A 25,466-nucleotide genomic window follows, 5' to 3' on the forward strand; every position below is an offset into this window, starting at 1 on the left:
CCTCTAGTCATAGTCATATCCGTTGTACGTTCTCTCGTAGATCTGGCCGCCGTTAGCTGTCACGCGAATCAGAAGAGTCGGGACTGCGAGCAAAACAACGTCAGCATGGCAACTTTGCCCCGGCACACTGGTATCGGCTGTCTGCCACGGTCCGAGGGTGATGCCGCCGCAGCGATACTGCACATTCTCGTAGTTGCCGCTTGGCCAATTGAGCCAGGTAAAGGTTCCGCTCGAATTGAGAAGGTCGTTGTCTGAGGTGAAAGTCAGGTTTCCCACTGACGGATCTACAGCAGTTCCGAGCGGGAAGGATGCTGACCAATCAGTCTGACAGATCGGCGCAGAACCATAGCTCTTGCAGGCGCGCACTTGAACCGAGAGGTCGTTACCGTAGTGCTGACCCCCCTCAGCCGTGAGGAAGGCGCCCAACGCGACCGGCCCGAACACAGTGCCCGGAACGCTGCCACCGCTGAGTCGGTAGTAGAGGGTGTAGTCGCTGTTGAGCGAGTCAGCTCCCATCGAGCCACCGTTCACGGTGAAATCAAAGCGCTTGCCGTTGGCGACCGGGCCAGAAGTGTCGAGCGCAGTGATGACGGCTGGCGGCGTATGCGCGACCACTGTCGACGACGCAGTACAACCCTGACCGTTGTCTGCAAAAACGACCAGCGTATACGTGCGGTTCGGCGTGAGCCCAGAGAGCACCACATTGCTTGACGTGCCAGCGTCGGCAATTCTGGCGCCATTGCTCGTGATCGTCCCACTAGGCGAGCACGTCGGTGGGGTGCCGGTATAGGCAGCAGCGGTGTAGGCCGTGACCGATCGGCCGTTGTTGTTAAACACGCCTGACCAACTCAACTTGACTGACGTATCGCTCTCCGGCGTCGCGACTGGAGCCGAGCTTGCAATCGGCGGGCCGGCCGGAACCGCACTCCGGGGCTCGCTGGTGTTCCACACCGACAGCGCTGTGTACGCGGCGTTTCGTGCACTCACGGTGTACGACACCGCCACGCCGTTATCGAGAACCCATGTCGATGGGGTGTCCCAGGTACAGGTCGTTTCGTTGCACTGAGCCAATCCCAAAGTCGTTTCGAATCCTCCGACGACGACACGATAGCGATCCACTGCGGTTCCTCGCGCGGGTGTGGGCACAGCGTTCCACGTTAGGCGAAGCCCATGGTCGAGCGGCGACGCGCTCAACGAACTGGGAGCTACAGGAATAATGTCTGACCAGACGGGGTCCGCGAGAGTCACCGGCTCAGACTCGCCGATTGCGTTGATCGCAACAACCGTGACCTTGACGGAATTGCTCGGGCCATTGCCGTTCGTGGGAATCGCGCAGGTAGTTCCGGGGCAGTCGGTGGTGTTTACCAGCGTGCCGACGATGCGCGTGGTTACTCGGTAGGAGGTGATCGCAGAGTTGTTGGCGGGGCCCGCGTTCCAGCGCATCATGATTGTCTTGTCGCCAAATCCACTCGGCGAGAGATTCGAGATCGCATCGGGAACGTCCTGAACCGAAATTACTACGGAGCCCCAGACGTACCGGGATGCGTCGTTGGTGGCATCGGCAACGAGATACTGCAGGTTGACATCACCAGGCGCCGCCTCAGACGACACTGTCACCGTCAGCGTGCGGTTATCGCCGCTCGGAACAATCGAGATTCCCGCAGGGATAGAGTCGCCACCGAGACCGCGAATGTCGACAACCCTCAGCGAAGATCCTGGGAATGGGTTCGTCGAGACATCGTTGGCCAAGACATCGACCACGGTCGTCTCGCCCCGCTGTGCGATTGCAAGATCAGAAGCTGGGCTAACGAGCGGACGCGTTGAGGGCACCACACTGAGTTCAATACGGCCCGATTTACCCTCGGACAGGTCGTCTCGAACGCCCAAGGAGATCGACGTGCGCGTTCCGCTGAGAGAATTACTGCTGGCGACCAGCGTCAGCAGGGTCCCGTCCAAAGAGTAAGAAAAGCCTTCGGGCAGGGGGCTCAGCACTGAATACGCGAGCTCGTCAAGGTCGTCAGGGTAGGGATACGTGGTGAGTTTGAGAAGATCTATCTCCTTCTCTTGACCGGGTTCGAAGTCGATGACCGCGCCGCCGAAGACGGGCGCCTGGTTGTCGCGAGGAAGAACCTCAATCGGCAACACCAGAATCGCGGTGCGACCCTCCGGATCGGTTGCGGACGTGCCGTCAGTAACCTCGAATGAGATCGAAGCCGGGCCGAAATACTTCTCGGCGGAGGTATAGACGAGAGTGTCTTCGTCCCGCACCAACTCCGACCCGTCGCTGTGGGTAGCTAACACTGTGCTTGAGTCCGTGAGCCGCACGGGGTTCTCCCCGACCGCGATGATGTAGTCGTTGAGATCGATCACGAGAGTGCTCTCGCTATTGACGCTGAGTTTGTTCGCGCGGCGGTCGATCTGAGGTAGAGCATCGTTATAGCCAGGCACCGAGATAAAGGCGTAGCTGAAAACCGTGGGGTCGGCGGGATTCGTGACCCGGAACGGGATAATTTGTCCGGAATCCCCGACGGAAACCTCGATGCGCTCGTCGGAGGTCACACTCGCGACATCATCAAACCCAGGGTAGATAGCGAGCGAAAGCGTGCGGGGGTCACCATCAGCGAAAAATACTCCGGCCAGAACATCGACAGTTACGCGATTTCTGTCGAGAACGTCTGACAGGGTAAGCACGCTGTCAGTGGCTATCGGATAGGCAGGCTCAGCATCCGGGTCAACGGTGACGCGGATGAAGTTTTGACTCGTTCCGCCGGTTTCGTTTTCAATCACATAGATGATGCCGTAGTCACCCGGAGTCTCTGGTGGCGTGACGTTGACGACGTCCCCATCAATCTCGGCAACAGTTTGCTCATCGTTAGGCTCGACGGACACCACAGAGAGCCTGCTGCCGTCGGGGTCGGAGTCGTTGGCCAGCACTTGAACGGAGACGGTGATTCCCGGCTTGACCGTAACCTCGTCGATAATTGCGACAGGGTTACGAGCACCCTCCAATCGCGGACTGATCCCGATGCTGATCTCGCCGTTCGCGCGCGCACCCAAAGAATCGATCAGTGTGTAGGTGAAGGAATCAGTGCCGGCCGAGTACTCCCCTGCCTGATAAACAAAAGTGTTGGAATCGACCTCGATGACGGCACCCTTGCTGGGATTCGTGGCCTGCCCCAAAAGCTGCACCGAGTCACCGTCAGGGTCTACCGCAGTGAGTGGAACTTGAATACGCACCGTATCGCCGGCAAGTACCCTCGCCGTTACCGTCGGCGGCACTGGCGGGTTGTTACTAGACACGTCGAGTTCGCGCACGGCGATGTTCACGATCGCGGTTGCCGACTGCCCATCAGGCCCAGCAACTTGGTATGCCGCGGTAAAGTTTCCTGTACGTTCCGGCGCTAGATAGCGCAGAACATCACCCGAGGTGAAGAGCAACCCCGAGTCGTCCGGAAGATCTTGGGCGAGCTTCGGAACGAGCGAGAGCTCGAGCCCGTCGGGATGCTCGTCATTTAGCAGAACCTGAATATCAACGGCCTGGCCCACACGAACGGTCACCGAGTCGTCATTGGCGATCGGCGCTTGCAACCGGGATGGTGCCGGGATCTCGACTACGGTGATCACGCCAACCGCATCTGCAAGTCCGTTGCTTATGCGGTAGTTGAAAGTGACTGGCCCGTCGTCGAGAGGTGCTTCCAAGCTGACGCGTACAAGGCGTTGCTCGAGGATTTCAGCTCGCACGCCGGAACCAGAGCTTAGGTTCATTATCTCGGTAACGAGAAGCACGCCACCTGCGGGATCGACATCGGTACCAGCAATATCGATTCGCTCGTTCTGGAGGGTCTGAACGAAGACCGTTTTCGGCACCGTGATCGGCGAAGTGTTGGCGTCCGGAGGCGCGACAACGTCGATCCGAACGGTGGCTGTATAACTAAGGTTTCCGTCCGTGACAACGTACTCAAGGTTGTGACTGCGCACTTCGTCGCTAGAGAAACGGAAGGTGCCCGTCTCGTAGCTGGGCAGCACTTGAGCGCCGGTTTTCGCGGGAACGCTGTTGAGACGAATGTTTCCATTGCCGCCGCGAGTGTGAATCAAAGGAGAAACAGTGATCTCTTTGCCAGCGTACGCCAGCACGACAAACGGGTCAGCTTCGATCGGGACTTCCCCCGCCGCCTTGACCGAAACTGAAACGCTGCCCGAGGACTCGCTGATTCCATCGGACACCACGAGAGTTACGACCTTGAGGTCCCCGCCCTCGCCTGAGTCGGAGAACACGAGATCTCCCCCAGGCTTGTAACTCACCACATCAGGCGCCGCCGTTGATGCGCTGGTGAGGTAGAACGGGTCGCCGTCTGGGTCAACCCAATCTCCCAGAACCTGATTCGAGATACGCCCCGCTGTTTGTACAGTGAACTCCGTTGCCCGCATCTGTTGTGGCGGCGAATTCTCCGAGTCGGTGCGAATCTCTACTGTCACCGTCGCCGTAGCAGAACCGCCGCGCCCATCGCTGATTGTGTAGGAAAAGCTGACCTCTCCGCTAGCGCCCGATTCGAGAGTGATTTGGATTTGCTGACGATCGTTGATGCGGTCGATGCGGCCGATCGCCGCATCAATAGTGGGCAGTTCTTCGATGACCAACACATCGCCGTTAGCGTCATAGTCATTGAGAAGCACTGGCAATACTGTCGCTCGCCCCGGACGAGCCCCGAACGTGTCGTCCACAGCAACTGGCGGCTGTTGGACTTTATCGATTTCGGGCTCAACATCGAGCAAATTTTGCTGTACTTCTGGTTCTTCGTCATCGGCGGTGATGAGTTGGTTCCAGTTATCGATTAACGCCCCATCGCCCTGCACGTCCCACGTTCGGCCAGATAGCCGATCATTGAGCACCGCGTGCGAGCCGTTCACTGAATACGCGAGTTGCGCGTTAGCTTGCATCTCTTCGAGCTGAAGGATGACGCCCTCACCAGCGTCGGTGGGGCATCGTCGCCAATTTTGCCCACTCGACCACGCCGCGTACTCGCAGTCGCCCAGCCGCAACGGTGCAGCCGCGATGCCAGACTGCCCGGTGGCGAGCCCTACCGCGGCAGCGCCGCTCAAAGGAACGCTCAACACACCATTGCTGTACCCGATGAGTACGCGTTCGCCGCCGGCGGATGCCGCTTGAAGAACGACCCCGTTACCTCCGTCGATGAGGCCAGTTAGATCGACCTCTCGGCCGTCCATGTGCAGCAATTCAGTGTCTGAATCGAGAATCGCCCACTGACCGGCAACAGAGGTAATACTCAAGTCAGCGGTGGGATCGAGTTCAAGATTCTCGCTCGACTCCGCCGTATCCGAAATCGCGGCGTTCACTCGGAACAGCAAGCTCGTCGCCGGCGAGTATCCGAAGAGGAGTCCGTCTTCATCGACGCTAACGATCGCGTCAGCGCCGAGGCTCAGTGACGCGGGAGACTCCGAATCGAAGTTCAAGAAATCGGCGTAGGACCGGATCCACAGCTCACCCGTGCCGTGTTCCAACACCACAACATTGTCGCCCGCGAAATAAACCTCTGGCTGGTCGGGCGGTAAAGCTACGCTCTCTGCGACTTCAGAAAAGGCCGGGTCCACGACATCGATCGAACTTTCTGAACGGTCGAAGAGCAGGATGCTGTCGCCGTGCTGGATGACTTCGAGGTCAGAGCTTTGCGCGTCTACAACTGAGTTGATTTCGAGGACTTCGGTGTTCGCCCGACCAATCGCCTGCTGCTGGTTGTTAGAGACCCATACAGCGCCGTCGGCAAGATCGACGTGCTGGGCGGTATAGCCCGTCGACACAACCGCGACCGTAGCCACTAGAGCCACGATCGCAGAGACACTCACTACGCCGATTGCTGTGGAGCGGCGCGCTTTTCCCCAGAGCTTAATCACAGGCCTCCATCATCACGGCAAGACCGCGCATTTCTGAGCGCTTGCCGGGCCGGATTTGCCCTCGCGAGTGACGGTAACCGAAATGCAGACGTTTTCGCCGGGTTCAGCATCAACCACAAAACTCGGCTCTCGCTGCTGCGCCGACGGCTGGCCGTCTTCGGTATGGATTTGGTACGCGTCGCTTGGTTCGAGCCCAGGATCGAGCCACGAGAACTCGACCACGTCGGTCGAAACCGACGCCGTGATGTCGCTGACCACCGGGATATCGCTCGAACCCGATTGCAATTGCACGAAAGTGACCGTCGCTCCGAGCACTACGACAAATGCGGCGAGCGCCACACCAATCCAAGCAATGGTTTGCATTCCGCGTGTTTTGGGAATGGGACTCATCCCCGTCTTTCGACGCGACATCTTGCCTTCAGCAGCCTCGCTCTCGAACGAACCGAAGCTGTCATCTATCGCGGCCGGTCGACGACGCTTTCGTCGCTGAGAGGATGTCATCGGTGACGCTTGCCCTGGACGCACTCGGGTGCGATCCTCGAGCTCCGCGACGGTGGCAAGAGCCCAGTCATCCATGGCAACTTCGATGGGAGTTTGAGAGAGTCCCAGCTCAGATTCGACCGCTTGCAATTCGTGCACGAGCTCCAGCACGCTGCCCTGGCGAGACTCGACCTTGCGCGACATTGCACGGTTGAGAGCTCGCTCGAGACTTTCAGGAACATCACTACGGCCAGTAGGGCGCGGCTTGGCGCGATTGATGCGCGAAATCAAATCGGTCGACTTGTTGGGTTCCCCCGGCACTTCGAACGGCGAGCGCCCGGCCAAGAGCGAGTAGACCGTAGCCGCGTAGGACCACAGTTCTGATTCGATCGTGCCGGCGGTTTCATCCATCAAAACTTCCGGTGCCGACCAAGGAATCGACATGCCAACGGCTTCAAGGTTTTCGGACTCGCTGAGCGTCGCAGCGATTCCGAAGTCAGACAACACTGGATGCCCGTAGGCAGTCGTCAGGATGTTGGACGGCTTGATATCGCGGTGAAGTACCCCAGCGCGGTGGGCGGTCTCGATCGCGCTCCCAATCTTGATGGCGATGCGAAGAACTTCGGGCACAGGCAGGCGTTCGACTCGATAACGCTGGCTCAGTGTGGAGGAACAGAGTTCCATCACCAAGTACGGGCGTCCGTCGGAGGACACGCTCGCTTGATAGACCGTAAGGATTGACGGATGGGAGCTGAGCTGCGCCATCAGGTTAGCTTCGGCCTGAAACATCAGGCGAACTTGGTCGTTGACAACTTCGCTGAGCATAACTTTGACGGCGACTTGGCGTCGAGGCATATTCTGCTCATACAAAAACACATCCGCAAAACCGCCTGATCCCAAAACGTGAACGTGAGAGAATCCGGGCAGGGCAGGAGGCGCTGAAGGCAGTCTTCGAGCCACAGAACACCTCTTACTTGTCGTCGAGTTCGACCATTCTAAGTGAGTAAATCACTCAAAGATCGGATTCTGCCCCTTGTCTGGGGTCAGCAGGTCTGTCCCCAGTATGGAGGACTTTACGGCTATCGCGCTGTAGGTACTTCTAACACATCGATGACAATTGCCGTGATGTTGTCGCGTCCGCCGCTTTCAAGCGCCAATTCGATCAACTGAGCGACAGTGTCGTCGGGAGAGAGGCGTTGAGCAAAGAGGCCCTGAATCTCCGAATCGGAGACTTCGCGAGTGAGCCCGTCCGAGCAAATCAACAGTCGCTGAGCTCGACGAATGGGCAGCATCCAGAAATCGGGTGACGGTGCAGCGTTGAAACCGATTGCTCGGGTGATGATGTTGGCATCCGGATGATCGTCTGCTTCGTCTCGCGAGATCAGTCCAGCGTCGACCATGTCTTGAACCACGGAGTGGTCTCGCGTTACTTGCACCAGTCGGTCATCGTCGAAGTTGTAAACCCGACTGTCCCCCACGTTGAACACTGCAAAGCTTGCAGACTCGTGGTGCTCGGTGAGAACCACACCGGTGACCGTCGTGCCGACCCCGAGTTCGCTGTCCTGAGCGATGAGGCCGATATAGTCCGTCGCGCGTTCCAGCGCTCGCTCAACGGCGCGGGCGGGAAGGAAGTCTCCCGTAATCGCATCATCGAGCCGCTCAACGACCGCAGCACTGGCAAGATCCCCCGCGGAGTGTCCCCCCATGCCGTCGGCTACCGCGAACATCGGAAAACGCGCGACATAGCTGTCTTCGTTAGCGGCGCGCCGATACCCGGTGTGCGTTCCCGCAGCCCACGCAAACGCAAACGTCTGCTCTGATCGCCCTGGCAGGGCAATGCTATGCCCCGGGTTATTGCCGCCGATTTCGGTCACGGCTACCTTCCTGCCTTTTTACTCCAGACGCCGCCGAGGCAGAATCCTAATAATATTTCCGTCTCCAATATCCACTAGCGTGCCGGTGGAAACCACCACCGACTCACCCTGACGGAGTTTTCGTGCAGCATTACCCGGCACCTGGGCTACAGATCCGTTGGTGGAACGCAGATCCGTGACGATCACCGAAGAGCCCAATTGACGCACTTCGACGTGCGTTTCTGAAACCTCGCGTTGAGGAGATTGCACGGCGATCAGCCGCGGCCCCACGCCCTTCACGATGCGTGGCGGGCGGGGGTCGCGCCCGAAAACACAGGCATGCTCAAGCGAGTAGGCCTGCTCTGTGCCGTCGAGCTGCACTCGGTAATACAACGCAGAGGGTTCTGTCGATTCAGCGACGGGAGCCTGCGGCGGCTTTACTTGAGCTGCCGCTCGCGCCCGCAATCGCGCCGCCTCCTGAGCCGTCGTGGGCGACGCTTGTTTCGCCTGCGATTCGTCGGGTCGTTTGTACGGCCGCACGATCGCCGACTTACGCCGTGCGCTGATGATGATCGTGTCATCAAGATCAGGCATGGTCGGCTGAACGGGCGGCCTCTGGCCGGACGTTATCGTGTCCTCGACGTCATGCTTCACGCGGCAATCTTAGACACGCTTGACGAATTCTCGCGGCACCGCGTCACGCTTGTCCGATAAAACTCATCACATGCTTGATGCGCGTGTAGTCCTCGAAGCCGTAGCTCGACAGGTCCTTGCCATAACCCGAGTGTTTGAAACCGCCGTGAGGCATCTCCGCAACGATCGGAATGTGGGTGTTGATCCACACGCAGCCAAAGTCGAGATGCTTGGCGAAACGCATTGCACGGCCATGATCGCGAGTCCACACGCTAGAAGCGAGCCCGTAGTTGACATCGTTGGCCCACTCAAGCGCCTGTCCCTCATCCGTAAACTTCTGCACCGTGATTACCGGCCCAAAAATCTCGTTCTGAACAGCGGAATCGTTCTGCTGAAGCCCCGAAACAATCGTGGCTTCGTAGAAGTAGCCGCGGTCGCCCTGACGTGCGCCGCCGAGCTCCACGTGTGCGTGGGAAGGGAGTTCCTCAATCACCCGAGACACTTGCGCCAGTTGATTCGCGTTGTTTACCGCGCCAAAGAAGACGTCTTCGTGCGGAGCCCCCGTCTTCGCGTTGTCGCGAGTCCACGCGACCAGCGCAGCCACAAATTCATCGTGGATGGCGGCGTGCACGATCACGCGCGTGGCTGCCGTGCAGTCCTGACCGGCATTGAAATAGCCCGCGGCACCGATACCCGCAACGGCGGCGGGAATGTCAGCGTCGTCGAAGACAACAACGGGCGCCTTGCCGCCCAGCTCGAGGTGCACTCGCTTGAGATCTACTGACGCCGCTTTCGCAACTTCCATGCCCGCGCGAACTGAGCCTGTGATGGACACCATTTGCGGCGTCTTGTGGTCGATCATGAGCCCGCCAGTGGTGCGGTCTCCCGTCAGCACATTGAACACGCCAGCGGGAAGGAACTCCGAGGCGACTTCAGCAAACAAGAGTGTCGCTGACGGCGTTGTGTCACTGGGCTTGAGCACGGTGGTGTTTCCTGCGGCGATAGCGGGCGCAACTTTCCACACCGCCATGTTCAAGGGGTAGTTCCACGGTGCGACTTGCCCGATAACACCAATAGGTTCGCGGCGAATCGACGAGGTGTGGTCTTTCATATACTCGCCGGATGCCATGCCCGAGAGATGACGAGCTTCGCCGGCAAAGAATCGGATTTGGTCGACCGACAGCATGATCTCGTCAGCCACCAGACTGGCGCGAGGCTTGCCTGTGTCTTTCGACTCCAGGTCGGCGAACTCATCGGCGCGAGCTTCCATGGCGTCGGCAATACGGAAGAGCGCGAGCTGGCGCTCGGACGGCGTCGTCTCCCCCCAGGTTTCGAAGGCGGTCGCAGCAGCGGCGTAGGCGTCGTCGACGTCGGCACTCGACGAGACCGGTGAGTGTGCATAGCTGTCTTCAGTGGCGGGGTTGATCACATCGAATCCGCTATCGGCACGCGCTGCGACGTACTCGCCATTGATAAAGTTTTGGATGTCAGGAGCGCTCATTCCTCAAAGATAGCGACGATCGAGCTATGAATCCACCCCCGGACTATCGATTTCAGCCGCAGAATCGTAATTTTGATACGGAATCGCTTGCCAGCACCGCTTTCAACTGACAAAATCGTTACATGAGCACCCCCTCGCGCGGTTCAGCCACTAAGCCTGTACATCTCGACGACGTTTCCAAGTCGATCATCGAACAGCTACAGAACGATGGTCGCCGCTCCTATGCCGAGATCGGCAAGGCTGTGGGGCTGAGCGAAGCGGCGGTACGCCAACGTGTTCAAAAGCTCACGGAGTCTGGCGTTATGCAGATTGTTGCCGTGACCGATCCGATGCAACTGGGCTTCTTTCGCCAGGCCATGATCGGCATCCAAATCTCGGGCGACACCACAGCCGTGGCCGAAAAGATCGGCAAGCTTCCCTCAGTCGATTACGTCGTACTCACCGCCGGCAGCTTTGATCTTCTCGTAGAAGTGGTGTGCGAGAACGATGACGACCTCATCGACCTCCTCAACCGCGACATTCGTGGCATTGAGGGTGTGCGATCCACCGAAACCTTTGTCTACCTGCGTCTCCACAAGCAGTTCTATAACTGGGGAACGCGCTAAGCGCTCCGCTCCCCACCCGTTCCACCACGCACCAGTTTCCCAACGCACTAAAGAAAGTGTTCGAGATGTCAGAGTTCAACGAAGCCGATCTTCAGCAAAAAGCGAAGGACCACCTGTGGATGCACTTCTCTCGCCAGTCGGTGATGGAAGACGGCCCCGGCGTGCCCATCATTGTGCGCGGCGAGGGTCACCACATCTATGACACGCAGGGCAAAAAATACTTCGACGGCCTCAGCGGACTCTTCGTAGTCAACGCCGGTCACGGCCGCAAGCGCTTGGCCGAGGTCGCAGCGAAGCAGGCTGAAGAGCTCGCCTTCTTCCCGCTGTGGTCGTATGCCCACCCGAAGGCCATCGAGTTGGCTGACCGCTTGGCAGGCTATGCGCCCGGCGATCTCAACCGCGTCTTCTTCTCCACCGGTGGCGGCGAGGCCGTTGAGACTGCTTTCAAGCTGGCCAAGCAGTACTGGAAGCTCCAGGGCCGCCACACCAAGCACAAGGTCATCTCGCGTGCCGTCGCGTACCACGGCACCCCGCAGGGAGCACTGACTATCACCGGCATCCCCGGCATGAAGGAGATGTTCGAGCCTCTCGTTCCGGGCGGCTTCCGCGTGCCGAACACCAACTACTATCGCGCCGAAGAAATGGGCTTCCACGGCACCGAAGAGGAATTCGGACTGTGGGCGGCGAACCGCATCGAAGAAATGATCCAGTTCGAAGGCCCCGAGACCGTGGCTGCGGTCTTCTTAGAACCCGTTCAGAACTCCGGCGGATGCTTCCCGCCTCCCGCGGGTTACTTCCAGCGCGTTCGCGAGATCTGCGACGAGTACGACGTGCTGCTGGTGAGCGACGAAGTTATTTGCGCCTTCGGTCGTCTCGGTCACATGTTCGCGTGTGACGCCTACGACTACATCCCCGACATGATCACGTGCGCCAAGGGGATGACCAGCGGCTACTCGCCCATCGGCGCGACCATCGTCTCTGACCGTGTGTACGAACCCTTCAAGCACGGCGACACGACGTTCTACCACGGCTACACTTTCGGCGGACATCCGGTTTCCGCTGCAGTGGCCTTGGAGAACCTCGATATCTTCGAAGAAGAGAAGATCAATGAGCACGTTCGCGAAAACTCGCCCAAGTTCCGTGCTGCCCTTGAGCGCCTTCTCGACCTGCCGATTGTTGGCGACGTGCGCGGAGACGGCTATTTCTTCGGCATCGAACTTGTCAAAGACAAAGCGACCAAAGAAACCTTCAACGACGAGGAATCCGAGCGACTGCTCCGTGGCTTCCTCTCGAAGGCTCTCTACGACGCCGGCCTGTACTGCCGGGCGGATGACCGTGGAGATCCTGTGATTCAGCTGGCACCGCCGCTGACGATCGGCCCTGCTGAGTTCGACGAGATAGAATCGATCTTGCGTTCGGTTTTGACCGAAGCATGGAGCCGTCTTTAGAACTCACCACGTTCGCCCTCCCCTCTGACCCCACGGCTCGGATAGAGTTCCTTCCGTGAGCACTGAGGAAAATTCGCTAACACTGCGCCCCCGCGATGCCCGCGGGCGCATGACTGTCGCGCGCGCTATCGCGATCGTGCTCGCAGTGTTTTTGAACCTTGTCGTGATCGCTGCTGGCGTCTGGGCGTTGACCAACCAGCAGCGCATCACTGACCAGTTCACTGTGTGGCAGTTCGAACCATCCGCGAACGTCAGGGCATACGCCTCGGCGGCCAGCATGTCCGACGAGGGCACCTTCCTCTTCTACGCCAGCCAGCCGTCGGTCCAAGATAACCCCGAGTTCAACAGCACGTGCTCAAACGTTGAAGAGAACTTTGGCGTTCTGGGTTGCTACTTCCCCAGCAGTAAATCCATCTTTCTCTTCGATGTCACTGACGAACGACTCGCGGGGATCGAAGAGGTTGTTGCCGCTCATGAGATGTTGCATGCTGCGTGGGATCGCCTTTCAGATGCTGAACGCGCACGATTGACGCCGCTGCTCGAAGCAGAGGCCGAAAGCATGAAGGATGATCCTGAGTTTGCGACGACACTCGACTTCTACGCCAAGACGGAGCCCGGCGAGCGATCGAACGAACTCCATTCGATTATCGGCACCGAGTTCGCGGAGATTAGCCCCGAGCTAGAGGCGCACTACGCCATCTACTTCACAGACCGCTCGAGCGTCGTAGCTCTGCACGAGAAGTCGAACGCGGTATTCACCGAACAGTTGGATGCCAGCAAAAAGCTGGTCGAACAACTCGACACCCTGCGCGCGTCGATCGACGACGATTCCGCCGAGTACAACTCCGGCTATGACGTGCTCAACGCCGATATCGAAAGCTACAACGCTCGCGGTGAGCGGGGAATCTACGACCCGCAAGGCTACGACGAGCTCATCGATCGCCAGCAGCGACTCAACGATCTCTATGACTCGATTGAGCAAGATATCGACGAGTACGACGACCTCGTTGCCCAGCTGGAAGATCTGAACGCGACAATAAGCGAGCTTAACGAGAGCATCAACATCGAACCCCGAAACCAAGATGGCCTCTAAGTCTGCTCCTCCACAACGCACGCTATTCTCTCCCCGTCTCAATGTCTGAAAATGGCCAGCAGGCTCCTCGCCACGAAGCGTACGCTCGAGGCATGAACACGCTCACTCCTCCACAGACCGAAGCCGCTTTCCTGCGCCGGCTGTCATCGCCGATTGGTCGCATAGAGCTCACCAGCGACGGTGAAAGCGTGACCGGCCTCGCTATCGAGAATGACAGCGCCCTCCCCCACGATGAGCAGCCGGAGCGCTCGTGTCTCGCTCTTGAGGCCGCCGCCGATCAGCTCGCTGAATACTTTGCGGGCGACCGCCGCTCTTTCGACCTTCCTCTTTCTGCGGCGGGCACTGAGTTTCAAAAGTCCGTCTGGCAGCAGCTCAATCAGTTACCGTTCGGTTCCGCGGTCTCCTATGCCGATATCGGCCGTGCTACCGGGCGCCCCACAGCCGGTCGCGCCGTCGGCGGCGCGGTTGGCGCTAATCCCATTCCGATCATCGTTCCGTGTCACCGAGTGCTTGCCTCAAACCAAAGAATCACCGGCTATAGCGGTGGCGACGGAATCCCCACGAAGGTGTGGCTCCTCAAGCACGAAGGAATCAGCCACAAGTGAGCGAACGCGAAGCGCTTATAACCGGCCCCGATAGCCGAGCGCGTTGTAGCTGGGTTGGCGACGACGAACAATACCGCGATTACCACGACACTGAGTGGGGCAACCCGATGCGTGGTGACCACAAATTGTTCGAGAAGATAATGCTGGAGGCTTTTCAAGCCGGCCTCTCGTGGATCACCATTCTGCGACGCCGCGAAGGAATCCGCGATGCCTTCGATCAGTTTGATGCTGCCGTGATCGCGAATTACGGCGACGAAGACGTCGCGCGTCTTCTGGACGACCCACGCATCATTCGCAACAAGCTCAAAGTATCAGCGGCAATAACAAATGCTCACGCCACGCTAGAGCTCACGCGCGACGATCCCGGCGCGCTCGACAGACTGCTGTGGAGCTTCGCGCCAGCGCCGCGCACAACTCGACCGGCCACGTTTGCTGACGTTCCTGCGACGACCGCGGAATCCACGGCAATGAGTAAAGCCCTCAAAGCGCGAGGATTTCGTTTCGTGGGGCCCACCACCATGTATGCGCTCATGCAGTCGGCGGGAATGGTCGACGACCATCTCAAAGGTTGCTGGCGGGCGTCATAACACCACAGCAGCGATGGCCGAGGCTTCCGCCAGGTTGCTACGCGTTGTCGACTACGAGATCCAGCTCGCCCGGGGCGCCATGTTCCAAACGGAAGCCAGCATCACCTGCCCACGCCACCAGCGAGTCAACGGACTCGTGGCGGATGCCCGCACGGACCAACGCGCGCGTGAAAAGACCTTTGGATTTCTTATTGAAGTGGCTCAGCGCCACTCTCTTGCCGTCTGCGCCCGCCGTCACTACACGGAGATACGCGCTGTTCTCTGCCGCCGTGCCGAGCTGGGCATAGGCCTCCGAGCGCAGATCCAGCTGAAGGCCGCCCAGTTCAGAGAGAGCCTGGGTCGCCACGCCGCGCCAGTGCTTCTTCAACGGGAAACCAGGCACCTTGGAATTGTGGGACAGGCGATACGCCGGAATGAGGTCTCCGGCGCCGATCGGGCCAAATAGTGCCGAGTGCACGACCACTGTTTCATGAGCGAAAGCGACTTCGTCGCTCGTCATACTCGATGCATCAAGACCATCGAAGAGCACGCCCGTGTAGCGCTCAAGTGCAGGCATAACCGGCGCAGTCAGCAGCATCCGATTGCGTTCGACCTCGAAGAGCTGTTTGGCGCTGATACCGAGTGCGCGCTGGGAGGCTTCGGTGTCGCTCGCCAGTTCGATGACAGCGGAGGTTACAGCCTGCCGCGGCGAGGTGAGACTGGGGAACGAGAGTCGCTGCCAATCGAGCGCAACACGGGCGTCTCCCCCGTCACGTTTTGTTTCAGAGGGAGGAAGAAGAACGATCACGCGTCAAGAAACGCGGATGCCCGTTCGACGTTGACGCCGATGGGTCCTGCCGAGTCGAGGGTGATGCGTGCTACCGCACCGCTCACGCCACTCCACGGGGAATACTCTTCAACGCTCTGCTCAACGGCATCGTGAGCTGGTGCGCCAGCCTCTTCGCGCTTAGCCGCGCGCTCCACGAGTCGTTCCTTATGAAGATCTTCGTCGGAACAGACGACTTCGATGAAGCGGATGCCGGAGCCCGTGCGCTCAGCGAGCCTCACCCACTGCTCGCGGGCGGGATCAACCGCGTTGACGCCATCAATGATGATGTCGTTATCGTTCAGCAACACGGATTCAGCAAGGGTTTCTGCCACCAGATAGGCAGCGAGTCCGATAGGTTGCCCGGCACTGATGCCGGCCTTCAGAATCGCTGTCTCTATCTGGTCGACAGACAACACGGTGGTCTTGCGCCGGGCACCAACGACCTCTGCGAGAGTCGATTTTCCTGCACCCGGCAACCCGGCCATCGCTATAAGCATGATGTCAACTAAACCAGTTCTGCGGTGCTCGCCACCACGGTGACGGTGTTGTTTTCAACCGAGAGGAAACCGTTGTCCGCGATCGCGGTTACAGTCTCGCCATCTGCAGTTGTCACACGGACCTCGCCCTTGGCCAGAATCGCTAGAAGCGGTTCGTGACCGGGCAAAATTCCGATTTCACCTTCGGTGGTACGAGCGATGAGCTGGGTTGCCTCCCCCGACCAGAGTTCCTGGTCGGCGGAGACAACGCTCACTGCGAGAACTGCCATTGTTAGGAGTTCTCTTTCTGAATCTTGGCCCACTGCTCTTCGACATCGTTGATTCCACCGACGTTGAAGAACGCCTGCTCAGCAACGTGGTCGAACTCGCCCTTGACGATCGCGTCGAACGACTCGATGGTCTCCTTGAGCGGAACAGTCGATCCCTCAACACCGGTGAACTTCTTCGCCATGTAGGTGTTCTGAGAGAGGAACTGCTGGATGCGACGCGCACGCGATACCGTGATCTTGTCTTCTTCAGAGAGCTCGTCAACACCGAGGATCGCGATGATCTCCTGGAGTTCCTTGTTCTTCTGCAGAATCTGCTTCACGTTGGTCGCGACACGGTAGTGGTCAGCACCTAGGTAACGGGGGTCGAGGATACGACTCGTCGAGGTGAGGGGGTCAACCGCGGGGTAAAGACCCTTCGACGCGATTTCACGGCTGAGCTCAGTCGTGGCGTCGAGGTGGGCGAAGGTGGTTGCCGGAGCCGGGTCAGTGTAGTCATCGGCAGGAACGTAAATTGCCTGCAGCGACGTGATCGAGTGACCACGCGTCGAGGTGATGCGCTCCTGAAGGATACCCATCTCGTCGGCGAGGTTCGGCTGGTAACCAACGGCTGAAGGCATGCGGCCCAGAAGGGTCGACACCTCAGAACCGGCCTGCGTGAAGCGGAAGATGTTGTCGATGAAGAGCAACACGTCTTGCTTCTGAACGTCACGGAAGTACTCAGCCATCGTCAGAGCCGAGAGCGCAACGCGAAGACGCGTTCCTGGCGGCTCATCCATCTGGCCGAAGACTAGCGCGGTCTTCTCGAAGACGCCCGCTTCATCCATTTCAGCGATGAGGTCGTTACCTTCACGGGTACGCTCACCAACACCGGCGAATACGGAAACTCCACCGTGGTCCTGAGCCACGCGCTGGATCATTTCCTGGATCAGAACGGTCTTACCGACACCGGCACCACCGAACAGACCAATCTTTCCACCCTGAACGTACGGGGTGAGAAGGTCGATGACCTTGATACCGGTCTCGAAGAGCTCAGTCTTCGACTCGAGCTGGTCGAATGCCGGGGGCTTGCGGTGGATGGGCCAGCGCTCAGTGATCTCAACCGTCTCACCGTTGACCTTGCCGTCTTCGTCAGCGTTGAGGATCTCGCCAGTAACGCTGAAGACCTTGCCCTTGGTGACGTCACCGACGGGCACTGTGATCTGGTTGCCTGTGTCGCGAACTTCCTGGCCGCGGACGAGTCCGTCAGTCGGCTTGAGCGCGATCGCACGAACGACGTCATCGCCGAGGTGCTGTGCAACCTCGAGTGTGATCTCAGCCGTCACACCGCCGATCGTGACGTTCGTCTTGAGAGCGTTGTAGATTCCCGGGATCGAATCGTGGGGGAACTCAACGTCTACAACCGGACCGGTTACGCGCGAGATGCGGCCGATACCGGCGACAGTTGCAGCAACAACCTTCTTGGCTGGCGCCTTTTTGGCTGGTGCTTTTTTGGCTGGGGCCTTCTTGGCCGGGGCTTTTTCAGTCATGGCTTCCCTATCTATGGTTCTTACTTAGCCGAGCTGAGGGCGTCCGCGCCGCCCACGATCTCGGAAATCTGCTGGGTAATCTCAGACTGGCGCGCGTTGTTGGCCAAGCGCGTGTAGTCGTTGATGAGCTTGTCTGCGTTGTCGCTTGCAGACTTCATTGCCTTCTGCGTTGCTGCGTGCTTTGCGGCAGCAGACTGGAGCATGGCGTTGAAGATACGGCTTTCGATGTAGACAGGCAGCAAGGCGTCGAGCACCTTGTCTACCTCAGGTTCGAACTCGTAAAGCGGAAGGATCTCCGACTCGTCCGGAGCCTCAACACCTTCAACGATCTCCAGTGGGAGAAGACGAACAACCTCAGGCACCTGCAGAAGCATGCTTACGAGGCGGTTGTACACGATGTGGATTTCGTCCACTCCGCCTTCGCTTGCCGGCTGCAAGAACTTGCTGACGACGGCGTCACCGATTTCCTTGGCAATTTCGAACTCCGGAGAGTCCGTTCCGCCGGTCCAAATCTGCTCAGCGTCACGCTTGCGGAAAGCAAAGTATGCGGCGGACTTACGCCCCACGAGGTAATAGACGACCTCTTTGCCTTCAGCTTCGAGCCGAGCGGCGAGCTCGCCAGCCTCGCGGAGAACGTTCGAGTTGAACGCTCCCGCAAGTCCGCGGTCACTTGAGAAGATGACGACCGCAGCGCGGTCAATCGTCTCCGGCTCAGTGGTCAGCACGTGATCGACGTTCGAGAAAGTTGCCACCGCCGAAACGGCGCGCGTGACCGCACGCGAGTACGGACCCGATGCAGCTACCCGCTGTTTCGCCTTTTGAATGCGCGACGCGGAGATCAGCTCCATCGCGCGTGTGATCTTCTTGGTCGTCTTGGCAGAACTAATTTTCTGCCGGTAGACCCGAAGTTGCGCTCCCATAGCTTTCTAACTTTCTCTGTCGTGTTGGTCGATGATCACTGGTTCGATGATTACTGGTGCAGAGCTCAGCGCTTCTGCTTGACGATCTTCTCTTGAGCGATGTCTTCTTCAGCAATCTCAGCGAACTCTTCGGAGCCAACGGAGTTGAGAGACTTGCCTTCGCCCGTCTGGAAGCCGAGCTTGAACGCTTCGACTCCGGCATCCATGTCAGCAATCAGCTGGTCATCGAGAGCGTTCTTCTCGCGCAAAGTATCGAGCACCTTCGTGTTGCGAGCGAGGTAGTCGTGCAGCTCGCTCTCGAAACGAAGGATGTCTTCTACAGGAACCTCGTCGAGCTTGCCGTTGGTACCGGCCCAGATCGAAACAACCTGGTTCTCGACGGGGAACGGCGAGTACTGCGGCTGGCGAAGCAGCTCGGTGAGGCGGGCGCCTCGTGCGAGCTGGCGACGGCTGGTGGGGTCGAGGTCGGATGCGAACATCGCGAATGCCTCCAGCGAGCGGTACTGAGCGAGCTCAAGCTTCAGCGTTCCTGAAACCTTCTTGATCGACTTGACCTGGGCGTCACCACCAACACGCGACACCGAGATTCCCACGTCAACAGCGGGGCGCTGGTTGGCGTTGAAGAGGTCGGACTGGAGGAAGATCTGGCCGTCGGTGATGGAGATCACGTTGGTCGGGATGTACGCAGCAACGTCGTTGGCCTTGGTCTCGATGATGGGAAGACCCGTCATCGATCCCGCACCTAGCTCGTCCGAGAGCTTGGCACAACGCTCGAGCAGACGGGAGTGCAGGTAGAACACGTCACCGGGGTATGCCTCACGCCCTGGCGGACGGCGCAGGAGCAGCGATACCGCACGGTAGGCCTCAGCCTGCTTCGAGAGGTCATCGAAAATGATCAGTACGTGCTTGCCGCCGTACATCCAGTGCTGGCCGATGGCCGAACCGGTGTAAGGAGCAAGGTACTTGAAACCTGCGGGGTCGGATGCGGGAGCAGCCACGATGGTGGTGTACTCCATGGCGCCGGCTTCTTCGAGTGCGCCCTTGACGGCAGCAATCGTCGAACCCTTTTGGCCGATAGCAACGTAGATGCAGCGAACCTGCTTGTTCTCGTCGCCCGACTCCCAGTTTTCTTTCTGGTTGATGATGGTGTCGATCGCGATGGCCGTTTTACCGGTCTGGCGGTCACCAATGATGAGCTGACGCTGGCCGCGGCCGATTGGGATCATGGCGTCGATTGCCTTGATACCGGTCTGCATGGGCTCGTGGACACTCTTACGGTCCATGACGCCGGGAGCCTGAAGCTCGAGTGCGCGACGGCCCTCAGCTTTGATCTCGCCGAGGCCGTCGATCGGGGCGCCCAGAGGGTCAACCACACGACCGAGGAATGCGTCTCCGACGGGTGCGGAAAGAACTTCGCCGGTGCGAGTAACTTCCATACCTTCGACGATGCCGGTGAATTCACCGAGGATAACAACACCGATCTCGTCTTCGTCGAGGTTCTGAGCAAGGCCCAGAGTGCCATCGGCGAAACGGATGAGTTCGTTGGCCATGACGCCGGGGAGGCCATCAACGTGGGCGATGCCGTCGGCAGCGTCTACGACGGTTCCCGTTTCGGTTGTCGCAGCCTTGCCAGGCTCGTAAGCCTTGACGAAGTCCTTGAGCGCGTCGCGGATCTCGTCCGGACTGATGCTGAGTTCTGCCATTGTGTTTTCCTATTCCGTGGAAAGGTCTGCTAACTCGCTAGCCCGCGAGTTGGATCCTGAGGTCGTTGAGCTTGGTGGAAACGCTGCCATCGATGACTTCATCACCGATCTGAACGCGTACCCCACCGATGAGCGAGGGGTCGATACGAACGTTGAGCTTAAGTTCACGTCCGTAATTCTTGGTGAGGCCGGTGCGCAAGCGTTCAAGCTGCGCAGCCTTGAGCGGGGCAGCGGTCGTGATCGTTGCGACCGACTTGCCCGCTTGGTCAGCCACGATGTCAGCGGCCGTTGCGATTAGCTCACCGATGCGGCGGCCACGCGGCTGCTGCACAAGCTGGTCGATGATCGCTGCAGCCTGTTCGGAAACTTTGCCTGCAAGCAGTTCACGCACCAAGGACGATTTCGAGGCAGCGGATCCCAGCTTGCTACCGACCGCGAGCTCGAGTTCGGCGTCGGATGACACAGTGTCACCGAAACCAAAGAGTTCGTCGTCGATCGACAGCTTTGCCGGAGCCGACTTCGCGATTGCGCGAATGCCGATTTCTTCGATTCCCGCGAGCAAATCGTCGGCACTCGACCAACGAGCGCTCACGATGGCGGAAAGCACGGTGCGCGCTGACGCGCTCAGCGACGAGAAAACCGAACCGACAATGGCGGTCTTGTCTTTCGCAGCGGCGGCAGGATCGGCTAAAGCGGAACGCAATTGAGCGGAACCGCCCACAACACGCCCTGCTTCAAACAGCTCTGCGCCAGTGGCCAGAGAGTTCTTGGCAGTGAGGGATGTCAGAGCATCCTTCGCTGCAACAAGCGCTTCTCTCGTAGCTGATCCCATTACTTCTTCGCCTTTGCCTTCTCTGAAGCCTCAAGGTCAGCCAAGAACTGGTCAACGAGTGCGGAAGACTTCTTGTCGTCCGTCAAGCTCTGCCCGATAACGCCCGACGCGAGGTCAATGGCCATTGAGCCGACTTCGCTGCGGAGTGATACGAGTGCTGCTTGACGTTCTGCTTCGATTGTGGCTTGAGCGTTCGCAGTGATGCGAGCGGCCTCAACCGTTGCCTGCTCCTTGAGCTCGTTGATGATCTCAGTGCCCTCAAGTCGTGCCTGTTCGCGAATCTTCGCGGCTTCGGCGCGGCCCTCAGCGAGCTGAGTCTTGTACTGGTCAAGAGCAGCAGCGGCTTCAGCCTGAGCGATCTCAGCCTTCTTGATGCCACCTTCGATGGCCTCAGCCCGAGCATCAAGCGTCTTCGTCAGCGCTGGAAGGAACTTCTTCCAGAAGAAGAACAAGATGATCGCGAAGCAAACCAACGACCAAATGATGTCGTAATCTGCGGGAAGGAGCGGGTTGATAACCGGTTCGCCCTCTTCTGCAGCAGCCAGTAGTGCGCTATGCATCCCAGCCTCCTCAGTCAGTTAGTGGTTACGGGAACGGGATGAATGCTACGGCGATCGCGATGAATGCGAGCGCTTCGGTGAATGCAATTCCGAGGAACATGAGGCCCGTGAGGCGCCCCTGAAGCTCAGGCTGGCGTGCTACCGACTCAACGGTCTTTCCAACAACGATGCCTACACCGATGGCGGGCCCGATGGTTGCAACACCGAATGCGAGGGGTGCAATGTTTCCAGTCAGCTCTGCGACGTTCATTTGTGTTTCCTTCCGTGGTTTTCTAATCCAGGCGAATGCCGGGATCGGTCTAGTGCTCTTCGACCAGCGCGAGCTGGATGTATACGGCGGTCAGGAATGTGAAGACATAAGCCTGAAGTACCGCAACAAGGAGTTCGAAGATTGTGAAGATGAAGCCAAAGGCAAGGGTGCCAATACTGAACAAGCCAAAGAGGCCACCAGCAGTGAACAGGAAAAAGTGCGTTGCTGAGAAGCAGAGCACGAGCAGCATGTGGCCCGCGATCATGTTCATGAGCAGACGCAAGGCGAGTGTTACCGGGCGAAGAATAAACGTGGAGACGAACTCGATCGGAGTAACGATGAAGTACAGCGGCCACGGCACACCGGCGGGGAACAGCGAAGCCTTGAAGAAGGTGATTCCCTGCTTTTTGATACCGGCGTAGATGAACACGACGTACGCCACGAGAGCGAGAACGAGCGGCACACCGATCACCGCGGTACCCGCGACGTTTAGCCCGGGGACGATACCTGTGAGGTTCATCGCGAGGACCATAAAGAACATGGTCGCGAGCAGCGGCATGAACCGCTTGCCCTCTTCCTTGCCCAGAGCGCCGTCTGCGATGTTCGACTGAACAAAGCCAACAGCCATCTCGAGGATGCTTTGGCCGCGACCGGGAATCATGCGCATGCGGCGCGTGCCGGCCCAGAACAGCAAGATCAAAATGGCTACGGCAATGAAACGCACCAACATTAGTCGGTTGATTTCGAAGGGGGTATCTACGAAGAGAAATCCGGGTGGCACGAACTCGATCAACGAGGGGCCGTGAAAGCCCCCGTCGCCTGATCCGTCATCGGTGGCAAAGGGCGCAATGAGCGCGAGAGCGTTATATAACAGCGCTGTCTCCAGAATCGGGGCGTGTAACTACGCGGCGATGAAAGATGGGGTTTGTAGCAGGCTCAACTGTATCAAGAGAATTACGCTCACGACGAATCTGAAAGCGAATCCGCGATATTAGTTTGACGTCGAGGTATCTTCACCTGGCAACTGCACTCCGGGGACGTAGCTTTCCCGGGCGCGAACAAATGCCAGCACGTCGACGACGAGGCTTCCCAGCACTGCGGCGATCATCGCGAAGAAGAACACGACCGGCTCCAAGAAGGGCTGGCTGCGCAGGATTACGAGGATCGCGATGAAGACAATGAACTTCAGGAGCCAGGCGCCGAGCACTACCGCGAAAAAGACGGTGCTTGACGAGTCTCCCCCGCTCGCGCGCGACGCAATGACGATGGTGCCGGCGGTGAGGCCCATAAATAGTGCAGTGAGACCGGCGCCAATCAGGGCACTGATGAGTCCGGAGCTGCCCGCAACGAGGTAACCAATGATGGAGCCGACGACAGCGATGCTGACGGTCAAGATCGCGCCGTAGGCGATCGCACGTCCAAGAATTGATGAAGACTTCATTCGGTGGGTTCCTTTGTGTGGGGAGGTCGTGGGGCGCGTGAAGGCGCACGATCCACGGGATCGTCATCTTCACGAAGCGAAGCAGTACCTATCGGCGCTGTGGAGGCAGCATCCAGACCGTCAAAGCGAGCGATGCTTTCGGATTCTTGCTCGGCCGCTAAGCGCTGCGCCGCGGCCTCGCGCGATTTACGACGACTGAGCGGGGCCAGCGTAAAGACGGCGCACCCGGCGAGACCCGCGATGAACATCAGCGCGGCCCATTTCCACGGCACAAAGGTGAACGCCAGTACGCCCACCGAGGCCACAAAAGTCCAGCTGTACAGGATTAATACGGCATGGAAGTGGGAGTGCCCCATATCGAGCAGACGGTGATGTAAGTGCTTGCGGTCTGCGGTGAACGGCGACTTTCCGGCACGCAATCGACGAATGATCGCGAGACCAAAGTCGAGCAGCGGGATGACGAGGACCGCGATCGGCAGAAGGATCGGGATGAAGGCGGGAAGGAATCCGAGGGTGAACTTATCGGGTTGAGCGAGGTAATTGTCGTCTACCTGACCCGTTACAGAGATCGCGGAAGCCGCCATGAGGAGCCCGACGAGCAAGGCCCCGGCATCGCCCATGAACATTCGAGCCGGATAGAAGTTCACCGGCAGCAGGCCGACACACGCCCCGATCAAGATGGCGGTTGTCAACGAGGCAAGGTTGAAGTACTCCGTTTGCGCCTGCCCCTGCAGCAGATACGCGTAAACGAAGAACACACTGCTGGCGATGATCGCGACACCGGCAACGAGCCCATCGAGGCCGTCGATAAAGTTGACGGCGTTCATGACGAGAACGATGGCGAAGATCGTAATGATGATCGAGACATGCGGCGACACGATTGTCTTGCCGCCAATCGGCAGCGTGGAGAGCTGCACACCAGGCCATGCCACCACAAAGGCAGCGATTACTTGGCCGGCCAGCTTGGTGAGCCAATCGAGATCCCAAATGTCATCGGCAACGCCGATAGCGACAATGATGAGCGCCGCACCCAGCAGCCCAAAGACTTTAGCGGGATCATTGAAGATGATCGAGAAGTTACTGAACGATGACGCAACCGCGAACGCGACCACGACACCAAAAAACATCGCGACTCCCCCCAGCCGAGGCGTGGGCGTGGAATGAACGTCACGCTGGCGCACTTGGGGATACAGCTTGTACTTGCGCGCAAGCTTCAGCACTACAAGCGAGAGCACGTACGTCACCACCGAGGCAATGCCTGCGATGAAGAAGTAGAAAACTATTCGCACAACTCGGCCCCGATCACGTCGCGAATGGCGTCGGCCGAAATAACGCCCTCACGTACGATGCGCAGCTTGCCACCGTCAACGAGCAAACCCGTGGCATCCACGATGGTCGAGGCGAGCTCTCCGCCTTCTCCGTCGCTCAGGTACACCGAGACAGAGTCGCCCAACATTTCGTGAGCGGCTTCAGCCGTACGGGCGGCTGGCAGGCCAGTGCTGTTGGCGCTCGAGACCGCAAGCGGACCCGTTTCGGAAAGGAGCTCAAGGACGATGCGGTTGGATGGCATCCGCAAAGCAACGGTGCCTTGGGTCTCCCCGAGATCCCAACTCAGAGACGGCTGGGCGGGCAGGATGATCGTGAGGCCACCAGGCCAGAATTCGGCCACGAGCGCACGAATCTCATCCGGCACCGTTGCCGCAAGAGCATCGAGGGTGGGAATTCCGGGGATGAGCACGGGCGGCGGGGACTGCCGCGTTCGCCCCTTGGCGTCAATAAGCTTCTGCACCGCATCCGGCTGAAAAGCGTCTGCTGCGAGCCCATAAACGGTGTCGGTGGGAATGACGACAAGGTCGCCACGGCCAATCGCCACTCGCGCCATCCTCATACCGGTGAGGAGCTGGGCTTCGTCGGTGCAATCGTAAAGGTCATCCATGTCCCCAAC

Annotated in this window: 23 protein-coding genes; 5 read left to right on the plus strand and 18 right to left on the minus strand. The window is 59.0% G+C overall.

The features are described from left to right. Positions 1-3 precede the first annotated feature (3 nt). The 5 genes from ESZ53_RS00735 to ESZ53_RS00755 form a co-directional block, all read right to left on the minus strand. Positions 4-5,910, minus strand: coding sequence for an Ig-like domain-containing protein (locus ESZ53_RS00735; protein WP_129071084.1), 5,907 nt, complete (start codon positions 5,908-5,910; stop codon positions 4-6). Between the two features lie 12 nt (positions 5,911-5,922). Then, the gene (locus ESZ53_RS00740) at positions 5,923-7,350 is read right to left on the minus strand and encodes a serine/threonine-protein kinase (protein WP_129071085.1); all 1,428 of its coding nucleotides are present in this window, start codon (positions 7,348-7,350) and stop codon (positions 5,923-5,925) included. A gap of 119 nt (positions 7,351-7,469) precedes the next feature. After that, the gene (locus ESZ53_RS00745) at positions 7,470-8,264 is read right to left on the minus strand and encodes a PP2C family serine/threonine-protein phosphatase (protein WP_129071086.1); all 795 of its coding nucleotides are present in this window, start codon (positions 8,262-8,264) and stop codon (positions 7,470-7,472) included. 18 nt (positions 8,265-8,282) lie between these two features. Then, positions 8,283-8,897, minus strand: coding sequence for an FHA domain-containing protein (locus tag ESZ53_RS00750; protein ID WP_129071087.1), 615 nt, complete (start codon positions 8,895-8,897; stop codon positions 8,283-8,285). Positions 8,898-8,940: 43 nt separating this feature from the next. Further along, positions 8,941-10,377 (minus strand): aminobutyraldehyde dehydrogenase, encoded by a 1,437-nt coding sequence (locus ESZ53_RS00755; protein WP_129071088.1) that lies wholly within the window; start codon positions 10,375-10,377, stop codon positions 8,941-8,943. Between the two features lie 122 nt (positions 10,378-10,499). Here ESZ53_RS00755 and ESZ53_RS00760 point away from each other — a divergent pair, with 122 nt between their 5' ends. The 5 genes from ESZ53_RS00760 (at position 10,500) to ESZ53_RS00780 (ending at position 14,715) form a co-directional block, all read left to right on the plus strand. Beyond that, positions 10,500-10,982 (plus strand): Lrp/AsnC family transcriptional regulator, encoded by a 483-nt coding sequence (locus ESZ53_RS00760; protein WP_129071089.1) that lies wholly within the window; start codon positions 10,500-10,502, stop codon positions 10,980-10,982. A gap of 65 nt (positions 10,983-11,047) precedes the next feature. Next, positions 11,048-12,430, plus strand: a complete 1,383-nt coding sequence (locus tag ESZ53_RS00765; RefSeq protein WP_129071090.1) for an aspartate aminotransferase family protein — start codon at positions 11,048-11,050, stop codon at positions 12,428-12,430. A gap of 55 nt (positions 12,431-12,485) precedes the next feature. Next, complete coding sequence (locus tag ESZ53_RS00770; protein ID WP_246837342.1) at positions 12,486-13,523, plus strand: hypothetical protein; 1,038 nt, start codon at positions 12,486-12,488, stop codon at positions 13,521-13,523. 92 nt (positions 13,524-13,615) lie between these two features. Further along, positions 13,616-14,128 carry a methylated-DNA--[protein]-cysteine S-methyltransferase gene (locus ESZ53_RS00775; RefSeq protein ID WP_129071091.1) on the plus strand — a complete coding sequence of 171 codons (513 nt, stop codon included), beginning with the start codon at positions 13,616-13,618 and terminating at the stop codon, positions 14,126-14,128. Next, the gene (locus tag ESZ53_RS00780) at positions 14,125-14,715 is read left to right on the plus strand and encodes a DNA-3-methyladenine glycosylase I (RefSeq protein ID WP_129071092.1); all 591 of its coding nucleotides are present in this window, start codon (positions 14,125-14,127) and stop codon (positions 14,713-14,715) included. The genes ESZ53_RS00775 and ESZ53_RS00780 overlap by 4 nt, the downstream gene beginning before the upstream one ends. A gap of 37 nt (positions 14,716-14,752) precedes the next feature. Here ESZ53_RS00780 and ESZ53_RS00785 read toward each other — a convergent pair whose 3' ends face one another. The 13 genes from ESZ53_RS00785 to ESZ53_RS00850 all read right to left on the minus strand — a co-directional run bounded on the left by ESZ53_RS00785 (position 14,753) and on the right by ESZ53_RS00850 (position 25,457). After that, on the minus strand, positions 14,753-15,502 hold the full coding sequence (locus tag ESZ53_RS00785; RefSeq protein WP_129071093.1) for a YaaA family protein: 750 nt from the start codon (positions 15,500-15,502) through the stop codon (positions 14,753-14,755). Next, positions 15,499-16,020 (minus strand): ATP-binding protein, encoded by a 522-nt coding sequence (locus ESZ53_RS00790; RefSeq protein ID WP_129071094.1) that lies wholly within the window; start codon positions 16,018-16,020, stop codon positions 15,499-15,501. Before ESZ53_RS00790 ends, ESZ53_RS00785 begins: the two co-directional genes overlap by 4 nt. Before the next feature lie 8 nt (positions 16,021-16,028). Continuing rightward, complete coding sequence (locus ESZ53_RS00795; protein WP_129071095.1) at positions 16,029-16,289, minus strand: F0F1 ATP synthase subunit epsilon; 261 nt, start codon at positions 16,287-16,289, stop codon at positions 16,029-16,031. A 2-nt stretch (positions 16,290-16,291) separates the two neighbouring features. Continuing rightward, a complete protein-coding gene (gene atpD, locus ESZ53_RS00800; RefSeq protein ID WP_231595740.1) occupies positions 16,292-17,815 on the minus strand; it encodes a F0F1 ATP synthase subunit beta in 1,524 nt (507 codons plus the stop codon). Positions 17,816-17,835: 20 nt separating this feature from the next. Then, positions 17,836-18,735, minus strand: coding sequence for a F0F1 ATP synthase subunit gamma (locus ESZ53_RS00810; protein ID WP_129071096.1), 900 nt, complete (start codon positions 18,733-18,735; stop codon positions 17,836-17,838). A gap of 65 nt (positions 18,736-18,800) precedes the next feature. Then, on the minus strand, positions 18,801-20,438 hold the full coding sequence (gene atpA / locus ESZ53_RS00815; protein WP_129071097.1) for a F0F1 ATP synthase subunit alpha: 1,638 nt from the start codon (positions 20,436-20,438) through the stop codon (positions 18,801-18,803). Positions 20,439-20,475: 37 nt separating this feature from the next. Continuing rightward, positions 20,476-21,270, minus strand: a complete 795-nt coding sequence (locus ESZ53_RS00820) for a F0F1 ATP synthase subunit delta (RefSeq protein ID WP_129071098.1) — start codon at positions 21,268-21,270, stop codon at positions 20,476-20,478. Beyond that, positions 21,270-21,830 (minus strand): F0F1 ATP synthase subunit B, encoded by a 561-nt coding sequence (locus tag ESZ53_RS00825; RefSeq protein ID WP_129071099.1) that lies wholly within the window; start codon positions 21,828-21,830, stop codon positions 21,270-21,272. Before ESZ53_RS00825 ends, ESZ53_RS00820 begins: the two co-directional genes overlap by 1 nt. 25 nt (positions 21,831-21,855) lie before the next feature. Next, on the minus strand, positions 21,856-22,080 hold the full coding sequence (atpE, locus tag ESZ53_RS00830; RefSeq protein WP_129071100.1) for an ATP synthase F0 subunit C: 225 nt from the start codon (positions 22,078-22,080) through the stop codon (positions 21,856-21,858). 49 nt (positions 22,081-22,129) lie between these two features. Further along, positions 22,130-22,930, minus strand: a complete 801-nt coding sequence (gene atpB, locus ESZ53_RS00835; RefSeq protein ID WP_129071101.1) for a F0F1 ATP synthase subunit A — start codon at positions 22,928-22,930, stop codon at positions 22,130-22,132. 141 nt (positions 22,931-23,071) lie between these two features. Further along, the gene (locus ESZ53_RS00840; protein WP_129071102.1) at positions 23,072-23,521 is read right to left on the minus strand and encodes a hypothetical protein; all 450 of its coding nucleotides are present in this window, start codon (positions 23,519-23,521) and stop codon (positions 23,072-23,074) included. After that, a complete protein-coding gene (locus ESZ53_RS00845) occupies positions 23,518-24,810 on the minus strand; it encodes an MraY family glycosyltransferase (RefSeq protein ID WP_210403818.1) in 1,293 nt (430 codons plus the stop codon). Before ESZ53_RS00845 ends, ESZ53_RS00840 begins: the two co-directional genes overlap by 4 nt. Then, on the minus strand, positions 24,801-25,457 hold the full coding sequence (locus tag ESZ53_RS00850) for an L-threonylcarbamoyladenylate synthase (RefSeq protein WP_129071103.1): 657 nt from the start codon (positions 25,455-25,457) through the stop codon (positions 24,801-24,803). The genes ESZ53_RS00845 and ESZ53_RS00850 overlap by 10 nt, the downstream gene beginning before the upstream one ends. Between the last annotated feature and the right edge of the window lie 9 nt (positions 25,458-25,466).

This window comes from Salinibacterium sp. UTAS2018 (assembly GCF_004118935.1).
GTDB lineage: Bacteria > Actinomycetota > Actinomycetes > Actinomycetales > Microbacteriaceae > Rhodoglobus.